At 57.3% G+C, this 17,668-nt stretch carries 20 protein-coding genes and 1 pseudogene; 6 read left to right on the top strand and 15 right to left on the bottom strand.

The window, feature by feature from the left end; genetic code table 11:
• Window positions 1-11: 11 nt before the first annotated feature.
• Window positions 12-836: an energy transducer TonB gene (locus tag V476_RS11330; RefSeq protein WP_074953706.1), complete on the bottom strand. Its 825-nt coding sequence runs from the start codon at window positions 834-836 to the stop codon at window positions 12-14.
• A gap of 1,201 nt (window positions 837-2,037) precedes the next feature.
• Window positions 2,038-3,192, bottom strand: coding sequence for a cysteine desulfurase family protein (locus V476_RS11325; RefSeq protein ID WP_024958928.1), 1,155 nt, complete (start codon window positions 3,190-3,192; stop codon window positions 2,038-2,040).
• A 254-nt stretch (window positions 3,193-3,446) separates the two neighbouring features.
• On the opposite strand from V476_RS11325, the gene V476_RS11320 reads away from it, so the two are divergent.
• Together V476_RS11320 and V476_RS11315 are read left to right on the top strand one after the other, a co-directional pair.
• On the top strand, window positions 3,447-3,917 hold the full coding sequence (locus V476_RS11320) for an Lrp/AsnC family transcriptional regulator (RefSeq protein ID WP_003339996.1): 471 nt from the start codon (window positions 3,447-3,449) through the stop codon (window positions 3,915-3,917).
• An 83-nt stretch (window positions 3,918-4,000) separates the two neighbouring features.
• Entirely contained in the window at window positions 4,001-4,249 is a 249-nt protein-coding gene (locus tag V476_RS11315) for a hypothetical protein (protein ID WP_003339994.1), read from the top strand.
• Here the strand turns inward: V476_RS11315 and V476_RS27050 are convergent.
• From V476_RS27050 to V476_RS11305, 3 genes are all read right to left on the bottom strand, one after another.
• Window positions 4,174-4,737 carry a DUF4411 family protein gene (locus V476_RS27050; protein WP_080278381.1) on the bottom strand — a complete coding sequence of 188 codons (564 nt, stop codon included), beginning with the start codon at window positions 4,735-4,737 and terminating at the stop codon, window positions 4,174-4,176. The genes V476_RS11315 and V476_RS27050 overlap by 76 nt on opposite strands.
• On the bottom strand, window positions 4,734-5,870 hold the full coding sequence (locus tag V476_RS11310; RefSeq protein ID WP_024958929.1) for an XRE family transcriptional regulator: 1,137 nt from the start codon (window positions 5,868-5,870) through the stop codon (window positions 4,734-4,736). The genes V476_RS27050 and V476_RS11310 overlap by 4 nt, the downstream gene beginning before the upstream one ends.
• Before the next feature lie 189 nt (window positions 5,871-6,059).
• Window positions 6,060-6,734, bottom strand: a complete 675-nt coding sequence (locus V476_RS11305; protein ID WP_024958930.1) for an HAD family hydrolase — start codon at window positions 6,732-6,734, stop codon at window positions 6,060-6,062.
• 613 nt (window positions 6,735-7,347) lie between these two features.
• Here V476_RS11305 and V476_RS11300 point away from each other — a divergent pair.
• Window positions 7,348-8,238, top strand: coding sequence for a hypothetical protein (locus V476_RS11300; RefSeq protein WP_024958931.1), 891 nt, complete (start codon window positions 7,348-7,350; stop codon window positions 8,236-8,238).
• A gap of 136 nt (window positions 8,239-8,374) precedes the next feature.
• Here the strand turns inward: V476_RS11300 and V476_RS11295 are convergent, their stop codons facing one another.
• The 7 genes and pseudogenes from V476_RS11295 to V476_RS11265 all read right to left on the bottom strand — a co-directional run bounded on the left by V476_RS11295 (window position 8,375) and on the right by V476_RS11265 (window position 12,279).
• Entirely contained in the window at window positions 8,375-8,674 is a 300-nt protein-coding gene (locus tag V476_RS11295) for a hypothetical protein (protein WP_004403637.1), read from the bottom strand.
• A gap of 129 nt (window positions 8,675-8,803) precedes the next feature.
• The gene (locus tag V476_RS11290) at window positions 8,804-9,169 is read right to left on the bottom strand and encodes a histone-like nucleoid-structuring protein, MvaT/MvaU family (RefSeq protein WP_003318143.1); all 366 of its coding nucleotides are present in this window, start codon (window positions 9,167-9,169) and stop codon (window positions 8,804-8,806) included.
• A 328-nt stretch (window positions 9,170-9,497) separates the two neighbouring features.
• Complete coding sequence (locus tag V476_RS11285) at window positions 9,498-9,938, bottom strand: DUF805 domain-containing protein (protein WP_003437268.1); 441 nt, start codon at window positions 9,936-9,938, stop codon at window positions 9,498-9,500.
• 16 nt (window positions 9,939-9,954) lie between these two features.
• On the bottom strand, window positions 9,955-10,311 hold the full coding sequence (locus V476_RS11280) for a DUF4190 domain-containing protein (RefSeq protein WP_003318145.1): 357 nt from the start codon (window positions 10,309-10,311) through the stop codon (window positions 9,955-9,957).
• A 300-nt stretch (window positions 10,312-10,611) separates the two neighbouring features.
• Window positions 10,612-11,018 (bottom strand): annotated as a pseudogene (locus V476_RS29150) (M10 family metallopeptidase C-terminal domain-containing protein); the annotation flags it as partial.
• A 208-nt stretch (window positions 11,019-11,226) separates the two neighbouring features.
• Window positions 11,227-11,364 (bottom strand): hypothetical protein, encoded by a 138-nt coding sequence (locus tag V476_RS28160; RefSeq protein WP_154232048.1) that lies wholly within the window; start codon window positions 11,362-11,364, stop codon window positions 11,227-11,229.
• A 57-nt stretch (window positions 11,365-11,421) separates the two neighbouring features.
• Complete coding sequence (locus V476_RS11265) at window positions 11,422-12,279, bottom strand: sugar phosphate isomerase/epimerase family protein (protein WP_024692687.1); 858 nt, start codon at window positions 12,277-12,279, stop codon at window positions 11,422-11,424.
• Between the two features lie 111 nt (window positions 12,280-12,390).
• Between V476_RS11265 and V476_RS11260 the strand changes: the two genes are divergently transcribed.
• Window positions 12,391-13,305, top strand: coding sequence for a LysR family transcriptional regulator (locus V476_RS11260; RefSeq protein ID WP_024958932.1), 915 nt, complete (start codon window positions 12,391-12,393; stop codon window positions 13,303-13,305).
• 100 nt (window positions 13,306-13,405) lie between these two features.
• A complete protein-coding gene (locus V476_RS11255) occupies window positions 13,406-13,654 on the top strand; it encodes a hypothetical protein (protein ID WP_017278918.1) in 249 nt (82 codons plus the stop codon).
• A 33-nt stretch (window positions 13,655-13,687) separates the two neighbouring features.
• Here the strand turns inward: V476_RS11255 and deoC are convergent, their stop codons facing one another.
• A complete protein-coding gene (gene deoC, locus V476_RS11250; protein WP_004410237.1) occupies window positions 13,688-14,368 on the bottom strand; it encodes a deoxyribose-phosphate aldolase in 681 nt (226 codons plus the stop codon).
• Between the two features lie 102 nt (window positions 14,369-14,470).
• Between deoC and deoR the strand changes: the two genes are divergently transcribed.
• Window positions 14,471-15,241 (top strand): DNA-binding transcriptional repressor DeoR, encoded by a 771-nt coding sequence (deoR, locus tag V476_RS11245; RefSeq protein ID WP_003425726.1) that lies wholly within the window; start codon window positions 14,471-14,473, stop codon window positions 15,239-15,241.
• Between the two features lie 5 nt (window positions 15,242-15,246).
• On the opposite strand, the gene V476_RS11240 is transcribed toward deoR, so the two are convergent.
• Entirely contained in the window at window positions 15,247-16,314 is a 1,068-nt protein-coding gene (locus tag V476_RS11240) for an aldose 1-epimerase family protein (RefSeq protein ID WP_024958933.1), read from the bottom strand.
• Window positions 16,311-17,642 (bottom strand): L-fucose:H+ symporter permease, encoded by a 1,332-nt coding sequence (gene fucP, locus V476_RS11235; protein WP_024958934.1) that lies wholly within the window; start codon window positions 17,640-17,642, stop codon window positions 16,311-16,313. The genes V476_RS11240 and fucP overlap by 4 nt, the downstream gene beginning before the upstream one ends.
• Between the last annotated feature and the right edge of the window lie 26 nt (window positions 17,643-17,668).

Raw genomic sequence — 17,668 nt, 5'->3', positions numbered from 1 at the left:
CATGCGCCGGATCATTCCGGCAACTTGAAGTCGATGGTCTGCGTCGCGAAGCCTTCTATCGGCGTGTCACCGCGTTTGGCCGGTATGAACTTCCAGTTGCGCACAGCCTCCACGGCCGCTTCGTCCAGTACCGGTTTGCCGCTGGATTTGGTCACCTCGACAGCCCCGGCGCGGCCGTTGGGCAGCACCTTGATGCGCAGAATCACGCGACCTTCCCAACTGCGTCGCAACGCCAGCCCCGGGTATTCCGGCGGCGGATTGCCCAGGCTGGCGAGCCCGGATACCGCAGCGCTTTCCTTGACCGGAGCCGGTGGCGCAGCAGGTGCCGGCGGCGCGGGCGCAGGTGTTGGCGGCGCGGGCGGGCTGGGCGCAGCAGCAGGCTTGGGCGCAGGCGGCGTCGGCTTTTTCACCGGCTCGACTTTCTTGACCGGCTTGGGCTTCTCGACCTTGGGCTTTTCCACCGGCTTGGGCGGCGGTTCGACCGCGTCCGGGTCCTCGACCGGTTGTTCCGGTTCGGGGGGAGGCGGTGGAGGCGGCGGCGGAGGTGGTGGCTCGGGCGGCGGCGGTTCCGGGGCGGGTGGTGTCGGGCTGGTCAGTTCAATGGTCATTTCCGGAACTTGTGGCGCAACTTCCGGCACGTCTGGCTGGGCCGTTTGCATGTACCACCAGATCACACCATGAATAAGTACCGACGCAGCAATCAACACCATTACTTGCGGTTTGTTAAGGCCGCCCGGGCGTGACGTATTGGCGCTGAAAGGAATACCCTGCCACGCCGTCGAAGTGTCATCGGGCGAGGGAGAGGGAACCGCTTTCATTATTACCGCATCATTCATTAACGCTCCCTCGGGTAGTTAAAGGGCAATAAAAATCCGCTCGAACAATGGGTAACTGTTCGATTGATGAAGACCTGCATATTGTGGATAGGCAGGGCAACGCGGTGGGTGCGCACACGGCGAACTCAAACGGTTAAAGGACGTCTTGAATCAGGGCACTGACATTGCAAATCCTTGCTTTCTTATCGTCATGTACGGGGACGTACAGCGATGTTCCTGAAGGCTTACATTGCAACCGCTGTGCCAGAACGCCCTAGCTGTAACCATTGATGCAGAGCGGGTGTCGCATTCGTATAACTATTTATCGATTCCCGACTTCATTGACTTCAAAACCGCACAGATGAATAAAACCTCGAACAAAAAAACAGGCAAACAATGACCCTCTGCTTGAGCAGACGCGTTCGAAAATCATGACCTGCAAGTCACTTTGTTTGATGCACCAATACTGTGTCACTAGGATCACGTTGGTGCGTTAGTTTATCAGCGCCTCATAAAACAATGCTCCGTACAGGTACGCGGTTGTGTGGACAGTTAGCGTTGTTGAAATAAAAGCCATTCCATGGGTGATGGCAAAATGAAACCACTTAAAACAAAGTGTCGGACACTCTTTATAGGTCGACCGTCTTTTAATTAAAAACAGCCCGCTATTTACTTAATTACGCGCACGGCCACGCCACGTCCTGATTCATCATCAGAACACTCAAGGCACACGCGAAATGTCTTAAGTCCAGACGTGCAGGGCCGTCGAATAACAACGCGCAGATCGGGACAAGGGTGAAGCGACCGTGCAGGCATCGCTTGAGGCAGGTGATGCCCAAGCTGTGGATTGCCAACGTAACGGTGGTCTGACGCAAGACTGATAGGGCACAGCTAGATTCCTTTCCTGGCGGGCAGCGAGACTTGTGGTCTGCCCCCCTGCACTGTTTATGGACGCTCTGACGTCCGTTAACTGCACTTTGGTGCGTGTAGGCACCCCATGAATGCAGCGCGCACCATTGGTTTATGGCACGACCGTTCCACTAGAAAGAACTGTGCCAATTTGTGTCTTTTTGTATCTGGAGGGGTACATTTTCATCTGGAGACGAGTATTTGCGGCTGCAGGGCGCAGTCACTGACCCCGGCGGGTATCAACTCGGCAGATTGGCGCGGGTGCGCCGGGAGAGGGCCGCCCGTGATTCGGGCGGCCTGTAGGTGTCGTGAGTTACCAGAACGCAGCAGGTGCGCTGAGCGCCTTGCTGAACACCTCAATGGCGCGTTCGACATCTGCCTGCGTGGTGTAGCGGCCAAGGCTGACGCGCACGCTGGCCAGGGCCTTGGCGGAGTCCATGCCCAGAGCAAGCAGCACATGCGAGGGTGCATTGCTGGCCGAGTTGCACGCGGACGTCGAGGACAACGCCAGGCTGTGGGACAACTGCGAGCTGGTGAAGCCGCTGCGGGTGATGCACAGGTTCAGGGTGTGCGGGATGCGTTGTTGCGGACAGCCATTGAGTTGTACATCCGGCAGGCTCAACAGGCCTTCGCGCAGGTGACGACTCAGCGCTTCGATACGACGGTTTTCAGCGTCGGCCTGGCTGATCGCCAAGGCAAAGGCCGTCCCCATGCCGACGATCTGATGGGTGGCCAATGTGCCCGAACGAAAGCCGCCTTCATGTCCGCCGCCGTGGATCTGCGCTTTCAACAGTGAATGCGCACGCGGGCCCACGTACAGCGCGCCAATGCCCTTGGGGCCGTAGGCCTTGTGCGCCGAGAACGACATCAGGTCGACGGCCAGACTCGCCAGATCGACCTTTACCTTGCCGACGCCCTGCGCAGCGTCCACATGAAACAGCGCACCGTGCTCGCGCACCAAGGCGCCGATGCTGGCGATATCGGTCAGTGTACCCAGCTCATTGTTCACCAGCATCAGCGACACCAGCAGCGTGTCTTCGCGCAAGGCAGCCTGTACGGCTTGAGGCTGGATCAGGCCCTGGGCGTCCGGTTTCAGCCAGGTGACGGGAAAACCCTGACGCTCCAGCGTGCTGACGGTGTCGAGCACGGCCTTGTGTTCCAGGACGCTGGTGATGATGTGGCGGCGTTGCGCGCTGGCATCCTGGGCGATGCCCTTGATCGCCAGGTTGTTGGACTCGGTAGCGCCGGAGGTCCAGACAATGGTATCGACAGGCGCACCCACCGCATCGGCCACCTGCGCGCGTGCCTGTTCAACAGCCTGCCGCGCCACCTGCCCATAACCGTGCCCGCTGGAAGCCGGATTACCGAAATGACCTTCGCGCCCCATGCAGGCAACCATGGCTTCGATGACCTGCTCATCGACAGGTGTGGTGGCGGCGTAATCCAGATAGAGCGCAGAAGTGGTCATGGGCAATTCACTTTGTAATCGAGTCAAAATCAAGGGCTGGCATAACCAGACCGATTGCTTGAAAGATTACTGATCCGCACGCGAAAAATTATTGATATTTGCACGGGCATGGACAACCAATTCGAAAAATTATTCGCTTTCACTTGATTTTTTACGATTAAAAATTCTAGGATGCTGCTTCAGACGCAGAATCGCAGTCATACACCCATCGTTCCTCACGATCAGTGTAGAGCGACTAACGCAGGAAACCGCTAATGGACAAATTCGACCGGGCAATCCTCGACATCCTGCAAACCGACTGCACCCGTTCGGTGGCGGACATCGCCGAGCGTATCGGCCTGGGCAGTACCGCGTGCTGGCGACGCATCCAAAAGCTGGAAGAGGCCGGCATCATCGACCGCCGGGTCGCGCTGCTCAATCCGCAACGGCTGAACGTATCAGTCAGCGTCTTCGCCGCCATCCGCACCAACCAGCACAACGCCGCCTGGCTCGAACAGTTTCACGCCGCCGTCGGCGAGCTGCCTGAAGTGGTCGAGTGCTATCGCATGGCGGGCGACACCGACTACATGCTGCGCATCGTGGTGGCCGACATCGCAGGGTACGACGAGGTGTACAAGCAACTGATCAGCATCCCCGGCATCAGCGACGTGAGCTCCAGCTTCGCCATGGAACAGATCAAATTCACCACCGGCCTGCCCTTGCACTACGCATCGTTTGGCGGCTGAGCGCAGCCACGCTCATCGATTGAATCGAACCCTCAGCCCGATGCCACGTCCACTTTCTTTGGCAAACGAAAAAGGTGGCTGACATGACAACCGATCACATACTCACAGACAGCGTACCCAAAGAAGACCCCGCCAGCCCGCAACTCGGCCAGTACGACCGCGAAGCAGACCCGGTCCTCGCCATGAACGCGAACAGACCCGGTGTCGGCCCGAAAAAAGGCGACGAGGTGAAGAAGCGTACGGAACACGACGAGACTTACGATGAAGGTGAGCTGGAAGTGGACGACGCCGACAGCGTCTCGGATGAGGGCGGCGGCACTCTGCCGGGCTGAGGGAGCACAAATATGGCGCTGAGGTGGTGTAACAGCTCAAACGTGTTCATGTAAGGGACGTTGAGCTGTTCACAGAGGTTGGGGATGATGAATTTCCGCCTTGCATCCATATTGCGCACTTCATGGGTAACGACAGTAGCTCCAGAGGTCAGAGCTTTGGCGATCAGCCATGGATCAGCGCCCCTTAAAAACCCTTCCATTGCCCCTGTCTTCATACCCTGGGCTTGAGCGACTAACGTTACAACCTTCACAAAAGCGGTTTGGGTATCTTCATCCGAAACGCCCCAAAAGAAGCTCGAATTATCAATCGCCCACGCCGCCAGTTCATCATGGCCTTTGGTGAGTTCATCTTTGACAGGCTCTATGCTCGCTAAAGAAAAAGCCTGATTTTGAAGCAACAACCATTGCCAGTATGCCGGGCATATCCTCATGCCGTAGTAACGGTTCTTAGCTTCAATCAGTGTGTTGGAGTCAAGAAAATACTTCACAGTGTTACTGTCTGCGCCAGCGTTCTCAACTTGACAGGCTGTATGCCGAGCAAGTTGCCTGCTTCACGCAACAGCATTCGTCCAGTCATGGCCTCGATCAGGACGGCTCTGCTCAGACGGGCGCTGTTTTTGGCAGTTGCATTCCGGTAGTAATTACCGGCACCGCCTTTCTCCTCCTGAAATGCTTTCAGTACCCTTTGGTAATACGTACCGTACTGCTCTTGCGTTACAAAGCCCAGGTCGAGGGCTCGGCGACCTATAACGAGTTTGCTGACGTGGAATCGCGTAGCAAGCTGGGCTAGATTGCTTTCCCATTCCACAGTGGTATCCCACAGGGTACGAAAGAGTGCTTCGGGAACGAGAAACTCTCCGGCTACAGCATTGCAGAAACGCTCGTCCTCTCGGCCGTTTGCAGTGCCTGCGTCAGAGACACCACTGCTGCCAATCCAGATATGTGCAAGCTCATGCATCAATGTAAACAAGCGAGCCGTTGGAGCATCAGAGCTGTTGATAAATACCAAAGGTGCCAGCGGATTGCTGATGGCGAAGCCCCGAAACTCGCTGACTTCCAGTTTGCGATGGGTATTGCCCAGCGCAATACCGCTGCGCATCACAAGCACACCGGCCGCTTCTGCGGCATCGATCAAAGCACGGCTGTACCTGTCATGATCGAGACGGGATTTTTCTGGATCGACGTCGAGGGTCCGGCGAATATCGTCCACAACCGCCTTTACAGTCGATCGGCTGTCAAAGCGGCCTACGAACGAAAGCGGCTTTTGCTCATGGTTGTGGAGATACTCCAGATACCAGTCCTGCTTTCGAATGGCATCTTTCACAGTATCCAGAAGCTCCAGACTTGGCCGCAGGGGGGCCAAGTTGCCGACCGTGCGAAGGTCTGGCAGCGGGAGCAGCTCAACAGGCGGTTGCAGAAGGAAAAGGAAGCCAAATGGAACGTGCGCGACGCTCGCCCACTTTTGCGCCTGAAGAAAAGTCGGTTTCGCCTCACCCGCTTCCCATTCCACGACCCGCTCAGGTTTCACCGGAAGCTTTCTGGCGACCTGTGCGGCAGACAAGCCTGCACGCTCGCGGGACCACGTGAGGATGCTGGGATTAACAAACGCGGCTTGGCTCATGGCGGATTAGGAATATCAAAAAGGGCTGTAGCGAGCTGATCCATATGCAGGCTGCGGCGCATGTCCGTACATTATGGGCTGACAACGCCACGGTCAATGACGGCGGCATCGCGTTAAGGCAGCCATGATGAACCTGATAATCGGGAGCGTGTAGGTAAATAATTACTTCATTTACCTACCCGGCATCATTCAAGGCCGAGAAGCAATCTCGTCCAGATGATTCAGCAGATCCAGCGGGTCTTCATACACCCTCAACGCGCCAGCGCGCTCAAGCTCGCCGATGTCGTAACCGCCCGACAGCAGGCCGACGCCGGTTGCCTTGCAGCGACGGGCCGCCAGCATGTCCCAGATCGCATCGCCGATCACCAGGCACTCGTCGATCGGAGCGTTTATCTTATTTGCAGCCGCCAGGAACAGGTCGGGGTCAGGCTTGCCGTAGCTCACGTCATCGCGCGTTACGATGTTGATCTTGTTGATGTCCAGTTTCAGCGCTTTGAGGTTGATCGTCGCCGTATCGATCCCGCCGCTGGTGGCGATGCACCACTTGAGGTTTTCCTTGTCGAGCGCCTCCAGCAACTCGACAGCGCCGGGCAATGCGATGATCTGTCCTTGCAGCCGCTCGTAAGCCTGAGCATGTTTCTCGCTGAGCCGTTCGGCTTGTTCTTCGCTGATGTTCAAGCCGGTTTCACGCGACAGTGATTTCAACATCAGCCCGCCGCTCATGCCGATCTTGCGGTGAATACGCCACATCGCAAGCGGGATCTTTTCTGCATCCAGCGCTTCTTTCCAGGCGGCGACGTTTTGATAAACGCTGTCGGTCAGCGTGCCGTCCAGGTCGAAGATGAAGGAAGTCTGGGGTCTCATAGGGTTACTCTTTTTGAATGCGGATTGACCATCTGGCGAGGTCCGGAGCGTTGTGAGTCGATACCTGTTCGGCGGTACCGGGATTGCTGCCTCATCAATGAAGCGAGGCTGTACCGGCGCTTCAAATACGGCGTTGCCAGATGGCGGGAAAGGGTTGGTTTTTTGAGGTCACACACTTTCGAGTACGTGATGGAATGGCGGTTCGATCTTTCGGGCGGTGGGTGGCCTGGTAGAAGAAAAGACTGATGGTTTTGGAGAAACTTCAGCCGGGTGGCTCTTTATCAAGCTCCTGCCGAATCAAGCATTTCTTTGCGCCTGATTGCCGAAACCATCGGAGAGCACAAGGCCTACCGACGTGACCCACAGTTTTCGGCACCGCTGCCGTGGTGGAGAAAGCCCAGGAAGCCCAGCAGCATACTGGTCAGCGCCTTAAAGCGAGTTTCACCAATTAAAGATTGAGCGTGGTACGCGGGGTCAGGTTGGGGTCTGGCCTGACTGCCTGGGTATTTGCGAAAGAGTGCGCATAGTCACACTGCTTTTTTACAATTTGTTTAATTACGTTACCGAACAGGCGACCTAAAATCGTGCGTTTGCCATGCAAGGGAAGCAAACGATGAGCATCCACCAGTTGCGTAAGGATGTAGAAGAGCACTTTCAGCGATTTGAGCGTGCGCCTTTCAAAGAGGCCTGGCGTCGGCGTGATGCTCGTATCTGTTTGATCTGGATGATCGCATGGATATTGGCACTCTCCGCGACACTGATATTTTTGCCTTGGACCAAGCTAGCTGACTGCATGCCTGCGTTGATTCCTGCGCTTCTGATATCCATGATCTGCGCATTTCGATTGGCTGAGATCTATGAGTTGGTTCGCGCAGATCAAATGGGCGCTGGACCGCTCACGACACCTTTGGAGCGTTCGCAATTGCGGCAGCAATGGTTTTGCACCCGTTATAGCTGTAGTTCTGCCGAGCTCGTCGATAAGGCAAGGGTGATGAGACACTTGTGGGAGGAACGTCAAGAACTCAAGCGGCTGGCCAGCAACGATACGATGGGGCCACGCATCGCTGCTTTCTTTCGTCTCCCTGACCCTGCCCGATTCATCGGAACGCTGTTTGCCATCGCCGCGATCTTTACAACAATGATCACCTTGGGCAGCAACATCGACGCCATTTTCGCCGCCGTACAAGACTGGCGAACAATAGGCTTCAATATCCTACTCGGCACGCTCTTGTGCGCCGAAATCGTGTGGCTTTGGATCATGGTCACCGGCATGATCAGCGAGATAGGCCCTTCATTGCTTGAACAGCTTGGACTGTTGCCCATAAGCAGCCGTCGAGTTTATCGGTATTTGCTTGCAGTACATGGTGCGAGTGAGCCTGTAACGCCTGTTCCCAAGGCAACGCGTGGATTGCTGAAGATGAGCTCTTTGTTCTTTATGCCCGTTAGCGAGGTATGGGCAAAGGTGCGGACGCGTTTTTTGACAGGCTCGGCGGTCGGGGCCTGAATGAGGTGCTGAGATGACCATCGTGCCAATGCTCCGCGTTGGCATGCAGCTCGTGACGCTCTGCGTCACAAAGCTACAGTCTGGCAAGGCAGCCTAAGGGCCTAAGGGCCTAAGGAATCGCGTGTAATCAAAGTGATTACTGGTGAGTGTCCGCATTCTCAGCCGGATAAAACTCGCCCTGGCTCCCCATTCTTTCCAATCTATCGCGAACGAGCGCCTCGACGTTGGCTACTGCAGCCTTATCGTCGGGGTCGACCAGTTGCAGGCACAGGCGCCGGGCGTTCTGATCGTGGGTTCCCTCGCTGAGCATGTCGTGGGTAGGGACTTGTTTGCCACGCCACAGACATAACTCGGTATGAGTACCGCCGAGCCATATTTCGTTGACTGATCTGAGGTCAGTGGAAGCCAGTTGGTCCACAGTGATCGTCTTGTCCATTGCGCTGTACCTTTTCAGTGAGTCGATACAGGTCAGACGAACAGCCGCCGCGGATCGTTCCCGGCGTCGGCTGTTCAACAGCGCCAACGGTGAAGAGTCGACGCCCTGAATCAATCGACAGGCAAGGCTTTACTTCTTCAGCCAACCCTCAACAACATCGGAACCATGTTCGGCCTTCCATTCTTTCAGAATCTTGTGATTCCCACCCTTGGTCTCGATCACTTCACCGGTTTTCGGGTTCTTATAAACCTTGAGTTCACGCGGTTTGCGTTTGCCCGCAGGTTTTTCAACGGTCTGGCCACGGGAAGAGCTCTGTGGGTCCAGCAGATTGATGATGTGCTTCAGGCTGAAACCATATTGCTCAAGCAGCTTGCGCAGCTTGGTTTCGAACTCGATCTCCTTCTTGAGCCCTTGGTCGCCTTTCATTGCTTCCAATGCCTGGAGTTGCTCGGCGAGATGTTTTTCCAGCTGGCGGAATTCTGCGAGTTTGGACATGGTGTTTTCCTTATAATCAGGTGTGCGTAGTTATTGAGAGAGATCATACCCGTTACAAGTTCAGCCTATTTTCCTCAGAGGCGCGGTGGCTTCCAATACGCTGTAGTGACACGATAAGCCTGATTGCCCGGGCTTCCGGTTATTTTCAGAAAATGCGATTTCACGAGCGCAGAATCAACAGCGATTTTGGTCTATCCGTGTTGCAAGCTCGAGGGAGGTTTTGATTGGCCTATTTGCTGACGCAGTAAACAGTGGTTCCGTCTATTCGCTGCGCGGCAGCGAAAAGCCTGTGAAGACGTGGCCGAACGACCACATCTTCACACTGGCTTTATTTAGGACTTGGCCCAAAACGGTTAGGTCCTGGATGACCTTCCTGAATCAGGAACACAAGGTTGGCAATCGGTACCAGCAGCCACCAGCCGCTGCGATCCGTGTCGTGCAACCTGCGAACACCCACCGCGATACCTGGGACCAACACGGCCAGGGAGTAAAGGTTAGCGATAATGCCGCCATCCCCGATCAACCCGCCGATAAAGCCGAGGACAATCGAGATCAAGATGTTGAACAGAAAGAACATCCAGTATTCTTTTCTGCGTGCCCTGCCCGTGAACACCGCGTATTTTTTCAGAACTTCTGTATACCAGCTCCACGCAGGCGGGTTATCGGTGCTCGCACTGGCTGGCGAAATAACCAACTGCGGAGCCCCGCAGTGCGGACACGTACCAGCGTCATCACTGATTTCCTTTGCACAACCACGACAAAATACCATCTCATTCTTCCCTAAATCAGTTAGCTATTAATCCAAAAAATATCAGCAGCGATACTGCTGACAAGACAGTGCCTGCTATCGCTATTCCGTTTCCAGGCAACTTTTTGTTGATGCTGATGACGCCCAGAACCAGTCCGGCTATCGAGCACATGCCGAGCCCGACGACGGTGTCCAGATCCCATTCACCATCGTCGAACAGCGCCAGCGAGCAGAGGATGCCCAGCACCAGAGAGACGATAGCCATCCACGGGGAACCGGTCTGTTGTAGCTGTTTCGCGGGAGTTGCGGAGACCTGACTGGCGCCACATTGCGGGCAGTTGAGTGCCGTTTCATGTATTTCCTTTGCGCAGCCACGACAGAAGACCATCGCCATTTTATTTCCTTATATCGAGTAGCTTTCAGACCACCAACAAGCGTTTGAATGCCCGCAAATTCTGGGTTAAAAGGTTTGTATTGCCAAGAATTAGTTAGTTTTATTTATAATTTTGGCGACTGCGCAACGTTTTGAGGTGTTTTGCAGTCAGTTATTTACGTTGGCGTGTTGCATCAGCCGAAATGGGAGCGCCTGTTCCAGGTTTCAGTGGGCTTTCGTGTCTGGCACGAAAGCAGGCAACTAAAGGTGAGGCGAGCGGTTCAGGCGCTGTCAGTTCACGAGGTCAACGGCGTTGCCCTCAGTGCTGGCGTTGAGCTCATTGGCATGGTTGCCACTGAGCAGAATTTCAAAGCGGTTACCGTTGGCATCGGCTTCTAATGATTTAAGTGCGGTGGCATCGCCGGCGAGGTTGAGAACCACCTTCAGCGTACCGTCGTAGCCGTTACCCAGCCCGGTGAAGCCCAGTGCGGACACGCCGATCATGTCATGGCCGTTGCCATTGAAGTCGGTGGGCTGTAGCTGCCACTGGCATCGTTGCGGTAGCTGTCGCTGAGCTGGGTATACACGAAGGTGTCGGCACCCGCGCCGCCGCTCAGGGTGTCCCCGCCTGCGCCGCCGAATAACCGATCATTGCCCGCACCCGCTTCGACTGTGCCGCGGCCAGCGCCGGCTCTGAGCGTTTCGCTGCCGTCGGTGCCCACCAGCTGTGGTGCGACGCCAGTAATGCGGCCTCGTGATAGCAGTGGGCCTTATCCGAAGGTGCAATAAGCGGCGGGTTTGAAGTACGTCGTTACGCGGCAGCCGTTAGTGCTGAGGAAGAATACGGCTGGGATCAGGCATCACTCCAACCGTAATCGAGCTACTTGCCCATGGCAAAGGCTGCGTGAGTGGCCAAAGATTCCTGGATTCGCGCAATCAGTGCTTCTTCATCTGGATAGAAGAACCGTTGTCGGGATTTTGTGTAGTGCCCTGATCTTTATTCGATGTGTCAAAACACCCTGAGAGACCTGCCGACAGGAAAGCGGCAAGGCAAATTATCTGGAGATGGCTCATGATGTGCTCCATGGTTGATTATCGAAGTGAGGCGACGAAGACTGGACGTCGCGCCTATCACTGACTGAACAGGCACATAGTGCTTTCAAACGCTCGATTGGCCATGGCCTCAAGGGGAAGCTTGCGGTGGGTGTCTGACAGCACTTCCAACCCCCACGGGCCCTCATAACCTGCAGCTTGAACCGCGTTGATAAAAGCCGGGATGTCGAAGGTCCCATCGCCCGGCAGGACACGTTTATGAATGGTGTCCATCCACAGCGGCTCGATGGGGTACTTGTGCGCATCGTTCAGCTCGACCGACTTGATGAACCGGGCCGGGATTCGGGCGATTTCACTGAAGTCGATACCGCCACGCTGCAGGTGCCAGATATCGAGTAGCAGACCTCCATTGGGCTGATCAGCGCCTTCCACAATCGCCAAGGCAGTGTCGATGGTGCGCACGTTACTGAACGGCATGATTTCCAGGACTATATTGGAACCGACCGCGGCAGCTTCCTGGCAGAGCAAAGTGAACTCCTTGACCATGAGATCAATGTCCGTCAGGTCTTCTCCTATCCCAGGGCCGATTTTGATTGAGCGAACGCCCAAGGCTTCAGCTGCTTCGAGCAGTTCATGGCGAACTTTGTCTGACTGGCGTCGACGCTCGCCTGAGTGGTACCAGTCCACCAGGAATTCCAGTTCAATATGCTCGATACCGTTCTGCTTCAGGATGGTTTTCATCGCCGGGTAACCGATCTCATCCATCGTCGCCATCATGCCGTTGTGCACCAACCCGATACCCTTGAAGCCAGCCTGGCCCGCCGCCTCCATACGATCTCTGAAGGAAAAAGGGCTCACTTCTGTAGGGCCCATCGGGTAAACGTCACCGGCAATAGTCCAGTAGGCTGCGAGAAGTTCTACGTGTTGATGGGTCATTGCTTTTTCTGCCTCTCAATCTGTTCTGAATAACTTGGTAACCAGACTAAGGTAGAGCTTTGCTACGATAAACCCGTAATCAGTCCTCACAGAGTAGAGCTGGAGTTGACAATGCCTCAGGTTGAACAGGCTTTGAGCGGAGTTGTTATTTTCGTTACAGCGGCAAGAGCCGGAAGCTTTACTTCAGCCGCCGACCGGCTGGGCATAACCAAATCAGCAGTGGGCAAGAGCATCGCCAAGCTGGAAGAAAGGCTGGGTTGTAAGCTTTTTCATCGATCCACTCGCAGCTTGGGGCTCACCGTTGACGGAGAGGCTTATTTCGCAAGCTGCTCATTAGCCGTGGATGAAGTTCTCGCTGCTGAAGCATTTCTGACGAGCAACCAGAAGACGCCTGGCGGGCGCCTGCGAATCGATCTGCCCGCCGCCTATGGACGTAGCGTCGTTCTTCCGGTGTTACTGGATATCCTTGAAGCCAATCCCGGCCTCAAGTTGACGGTGACGTTTAACGATAGCGTGATCGATCTGATCGAAGAGGGTGTCGATCTCAGTATTCGATTCGGGGCGCTCAAAGACACAAGCGGCCTGGTCGCGAGGCGCCTGGCTGTACAGAAGCAGATCATCTGCGCTGCGCCTCGTTACATTCAAAAACACGGCTACCCGGAGTCTCCCGAAGACCTTCAGCAGCACCGCTGTATCGTCAACTATCGTAGAGGCCAGCGGGTAAGCTGGACGGTCCTGGATGAAAGCGGCGAGCTCGCGCGGATCACTCCACCGGGTACCCATGAGGTCGGCGACGGGGATGCGATCATTTCCATGGCTGCGGCCGGTCAGGGGATCTGTCAGATGCCCGGCTCTTTGATCCGCGATCATCTAAAGGATGGCAGGCTGGTTCCCGTCCTGGAGAAATACCACCCGGATGACGTGGCCATCCACGCAGTCTGGCCTCAGACGCGGCACCTGCAGCCGAAGGTAAGACGTGTCGTGGATGAGCTTGTTGCCCGGGCCGAGAGGGGTGACCTGAGCTGATCCTGTCGGGCGACTGGACGTTCGCAGCCCGCTCAAACCCGACTGAACTGTGGAGCCCTCGCGGGGACTGAACTTAATACCCCTTTAAGGAGCCAGCCCCATGAACAGCGATCAACTCAATCAATACGATGCCGAGCGCCTTCACCAGCGCGTAGCGGCCGAACTGGGCATTACTGCCGAAGAACTGACCACCTGGATGATCAACGATATCGAACGCGTGACCGAGGGCGGCAAGGATGTCGGGCACATGGTGGTCTTCCGCGAGTCGACCCCTGCGCAGGTTCTCGACAAGGTTCAGCACAAGCAAAGCCATTTCACGGCCATGACCGGTGTGATCGATCTGAGCTAAGTGCAGCGGGCTTTGAGGTCAAAGCCCGCAGACTCAATAGCCCGCCCCCGTACCCGCGCCTGTCACGATCGCAATCCCGGAACTGGTGCCCAGGCGTGTTGCGCCAGCTTCGATCATGGCTCTGGCCGTCGCCACGTCACGCACCCCGCCAGACGCCTTGACGCCGATGTCAGGGCCTACCACACGGCGCATCAGCGCCACATCCTCAAGCGTCGCGCCACTACGGCTGAAGCCGGTGGAGGTCTTGACGAATGCCACGCCCAAGTCGCGGCAGATCTCGCAGGCGCGCACCTTCTGCGCCTCATCGAGCAGGCAGGTCTCCAGGATCACCTTGAGCGGCACGCTGCCACAGGCCTGCAGCACCGCAGCGATATCGTCGCGGACCTCATCGAACAGGCCGTCCTTGAGCCAGCCGATGTTCAGCACCATGTCGATTTCCTGAGCGCCGGCGGCGATCGTCAGGGCTGCTTCCGACGCCTTGCTGGCACTCAGCCCGGCGCCTAGTGGAAAGCCCACCACCGCACAGACCTTCACGGCAGACCCGGCCAGTTGTCGAGCGGCAAAAGGCACCTGGCTGGAGTTCACGCACACCGAGTAGAAGCCGTGTTCCCGGGCTTCGAGGCAAAGCGTGGCAATCTGCTCTCGGCTGGCATCTGCCGCCAACAAGGTGTGATCGATGGCCTGGGCCAGTGCAGCGGGTTCTAGCGAATTCATCAACGGATTCCTGTCATCAGTAAAAACACTTGGGTGGATACCCATAAGTTAAAAAATTAACACTTGGTGTTACTCTAGCGACACCACTAACGGATTGCCGAGATGCCCATGGACGTCAAGAAAACCGACCGCATCAAACAGATTCAACAGGCCCTGCAAGATCAGAAAGCCATCCATCTGCGGGAGATGGCGGCGCTGCTTGAGGTGTCCGAAATGACCTTGCGCCGCGACCTCAGCCGGCACCCCGAGCAATTACGGCTGCTGGGTGGCTACATCACTCGCGCCCACGATGATCCTGAGCCGGGGGATTACCGGGTCAGCGAGCAGGGCACCCGCCATGTCGAGGAGAAGCGCCGCATCGGCAAGCTGGCCGCCACGTTCATCCGGCCCGGCGACACCGTGTTTTTCGACTGCGGTACAACGATCCCCTTCGTGGTCGACTTCATCCCCGACGAGCTGGAGTTCACCGCGGTGTGCAACTCGCTCAACGTGCTGCTCAAGCTGCAGCAGAAACCCAACTGCAGCATCGTCCTGTGCGGCGGCATCTTCCACCGCAAGAACCAGGTGTTCGAGAGCCATGCCGAAACCAGCATCCTTGATGGCGTGCGCCTGACCTGGGCGTTTGTCTCGGCGGCCGGGGTCAGCCTGGACTGCGGTGTCACCTGCTTCAATTTCCACGAGGTGGAGGTCAAGCAGAAGGTCATGCGCCAGGCCCGGCAAAGCCTGCTGCTGGCCGATCACTCCAAATTCGACGCCGTACGCACTGCGCACTTCGGTGCCTTGAGCGATTTCCATTGCGTGGTCAGCGACAAGAAAATCCCGCGTAGCTACCGCGAGGCCATTGAGGCCGGCGGCGCGCAGCTGGTGCTCTAGATGCATCACGGTTGCAGCGCCCGGCGTTCGGGGGCGTTCAGGTAACCGGTGGTCACGCTGAACTCGGCGCTGGCACCGGGCGCGAGGCTGCGCACGTTGCCTTTGGCGAGTTCGGCGCGGTAGCCCTCCGGTTCGCAGGTGGCCGGCAAGATGAAGGCCGCCACCTGCAGATCGGTGTTATGCAGGATCCAGCGCGCGGCATGTTCAAATTGCCGCGGGCTGTAGCGGGTGTAGAACGCCGCGCCGTCGGGATGATCAAGGAAGAAATGCGCCTGTCCCTGAGCGTCGCTGCGCACGTCATCGAAGAAGCAGACGATCTCCGGGTCATACAGCGCGGGCGAGTCGAGCACCTCGAGGCGGGTCGGGTCCTGACTGAGCTCGGCGATATAGGCGTTCCAGGCTGGGGTCGGCCGCACATGGGCCGGCACGCTGGCGCGTACCCGTGTGCGCTCGCAGCCCAGGGGCTGGGTGAGGCGCGCGCCGTCGACGTAGGCGTAGTTCATGTGCGCCATGTACATCAGGTCCATGGCCTTGCCGGCCAGATTGACCACCTGCATGCCGATCTCGAACAGCCCGCTGGCCGGTCGCAGGGTCACGCTCGGGCTGGCCCGGTAATGGTCGCCGAAACCCTGCACGTATTCGTAAGTGCCGCCGAGGCGCAGATAAGCGCCGTGCTCGTCTTCGCCTGCCTGCAGCCAGGCATCGTCCATCGGCGCGCAGGGCATTTCGCCGTGCAGCGTATGATCATCCTCGGGCCCCGGGCAACCGTTGCGCAGCAGGCCGCTGTGAAACATGAAACAGCCGTAGGTGCCGATCACGCTGGCACTGGGCCGCGGCTGGGTGAACATATTGAGCATGGTCAAATCAACGCCGTCGAATTCGGCCGACCAGATCATTTGCCCCTGCCAGGGCAGGATCACCAGCTTGCCGCGACTGTTTTCCAGTGACAGCGCCTTGACCCCGCTGGGGTAGGTCCAGGCACGCACGCTGAAATTCGCGGATTCGAGCAGCAGCCGGCTGGTCTGGTCCCAGAGCTGTGGATAGAGCGGCAGGCGCAACGCTTCGCTACTCATTGCGCCACCGCCGTGGCCGAGCCACCCAGCACCGGTTGCGGCTGACGCATGCAATACACTGCGTACATCACGATGGCCACGAAGCACAGCAGCGGCACGCTATAGGCAATCTGCATGTTGCCGCCATTGGCATCGCTGAGCAGACCCTGGAAGATCGGCATCACGCCACCGCCAATGATGCTCATCACCAGCAACGAGCCGCCGACACCGGTGTCCTCGCCGAGCCCGTCAATGGTCAGACCATAGATGGTCGGCCAGCAAGGCCCGAGAAACACACTGACACCCACGGCGGCATACACCGCAGTGATGTTCGGCACCAGGATGGTGTAAGCCAGCAGCACGATGCACAGCACGCCATACACCGCGAGAACCTTGGCCGGGTGCATTTTGCGCATCAGCAGGTTGGCGATCATCTTGCCGATAAAATAGGCAGCAAAGGTGGTCAGCAGGAACCACGAGGCACTGCGCTCGTTCATCCCGCCCATTTGCATGGCCAGGCGAATGGTGAAGCTCCACACCCCGACCTGCGCGCCAACGTAGAGGAACTGCGCCAGCACACCGAAGCAGAAGCGCGGATTGCGCCGCAGGCGGCCGAGGCTCTGGCCGATGCTCGCCCGCGGTTCGCTGACGGTGCCGTTGCCCTTGCACGCGGGGAAGCGGGTGATGGCGATCAGGATGAACATCAATATGAGTACCGCGATCATCCATTTGTACGGCAGCAGGGTCGACTGGATCATTTGCAATTGCTGCGCCGCAGCCTCACTGGCGCTCATCTGGGCCAACTGTTCGCGCGTGGCGTCGGTGTCCTTGAACATCACGAAGCTGCCGACGTAAACCCCGGTCATGGCGCCGAACGGGTGGAAGGTCTGCGAGATGTTCAGGCGCCGTGTGCCGGTTTCCCGTGGCCCCATCAGTGTCGAATAGGTGTTGCACGCGGTCTCGAGAAACGACAGGCCGGCGGCGATGACGAACAGTGCCATCAGGAACATGCCGTACTTGGCGGTCGACGCCGCTGGAAAGAACAGGGCGCAGCCGAACAGGTACAGCATCAGGCCGATGAGAATGGTGGTCTTGTAGCTGAAGCGGCGCACCACCAGTGCGGCCGGAATGGCGACGAAAAAGTAGCCCAGATAGAACGCCGACTGGACGAAAGCGGTCTGGAAGTCGCTGAGCAGGAAGGCCTTCTTGAAGTGCGCGATGAGTACATCGTTCATGCTCGCGGCCGCCGCCCACAGGGCGAAGATGCTGCAGAGCAGGATGAAGGCGAACCATGGCGTGCGGTTCAGGTAGAACCCGTCCGGGGTTTGTTGCAGCGCAGGCTTATTCATTATTGTTCTCCGCGAGATGCTGGTGA

It is taken from the genome of Pseudomonas syringae KCTC 12500 (assembly GCF_000507185.2).
Taxonomy (GTDB): Bacteria; Pseudomonadota; Gammaproteobacteria; order Pseudomonadales; family Pseudomonadaceae; genus Aquipseudomonas; species Aquipseudomonas syringae.
Note: the sequence above shows the minus strand (reverse complement) of the source record. Positions and strands in the feature narration are given on the sequence as shown.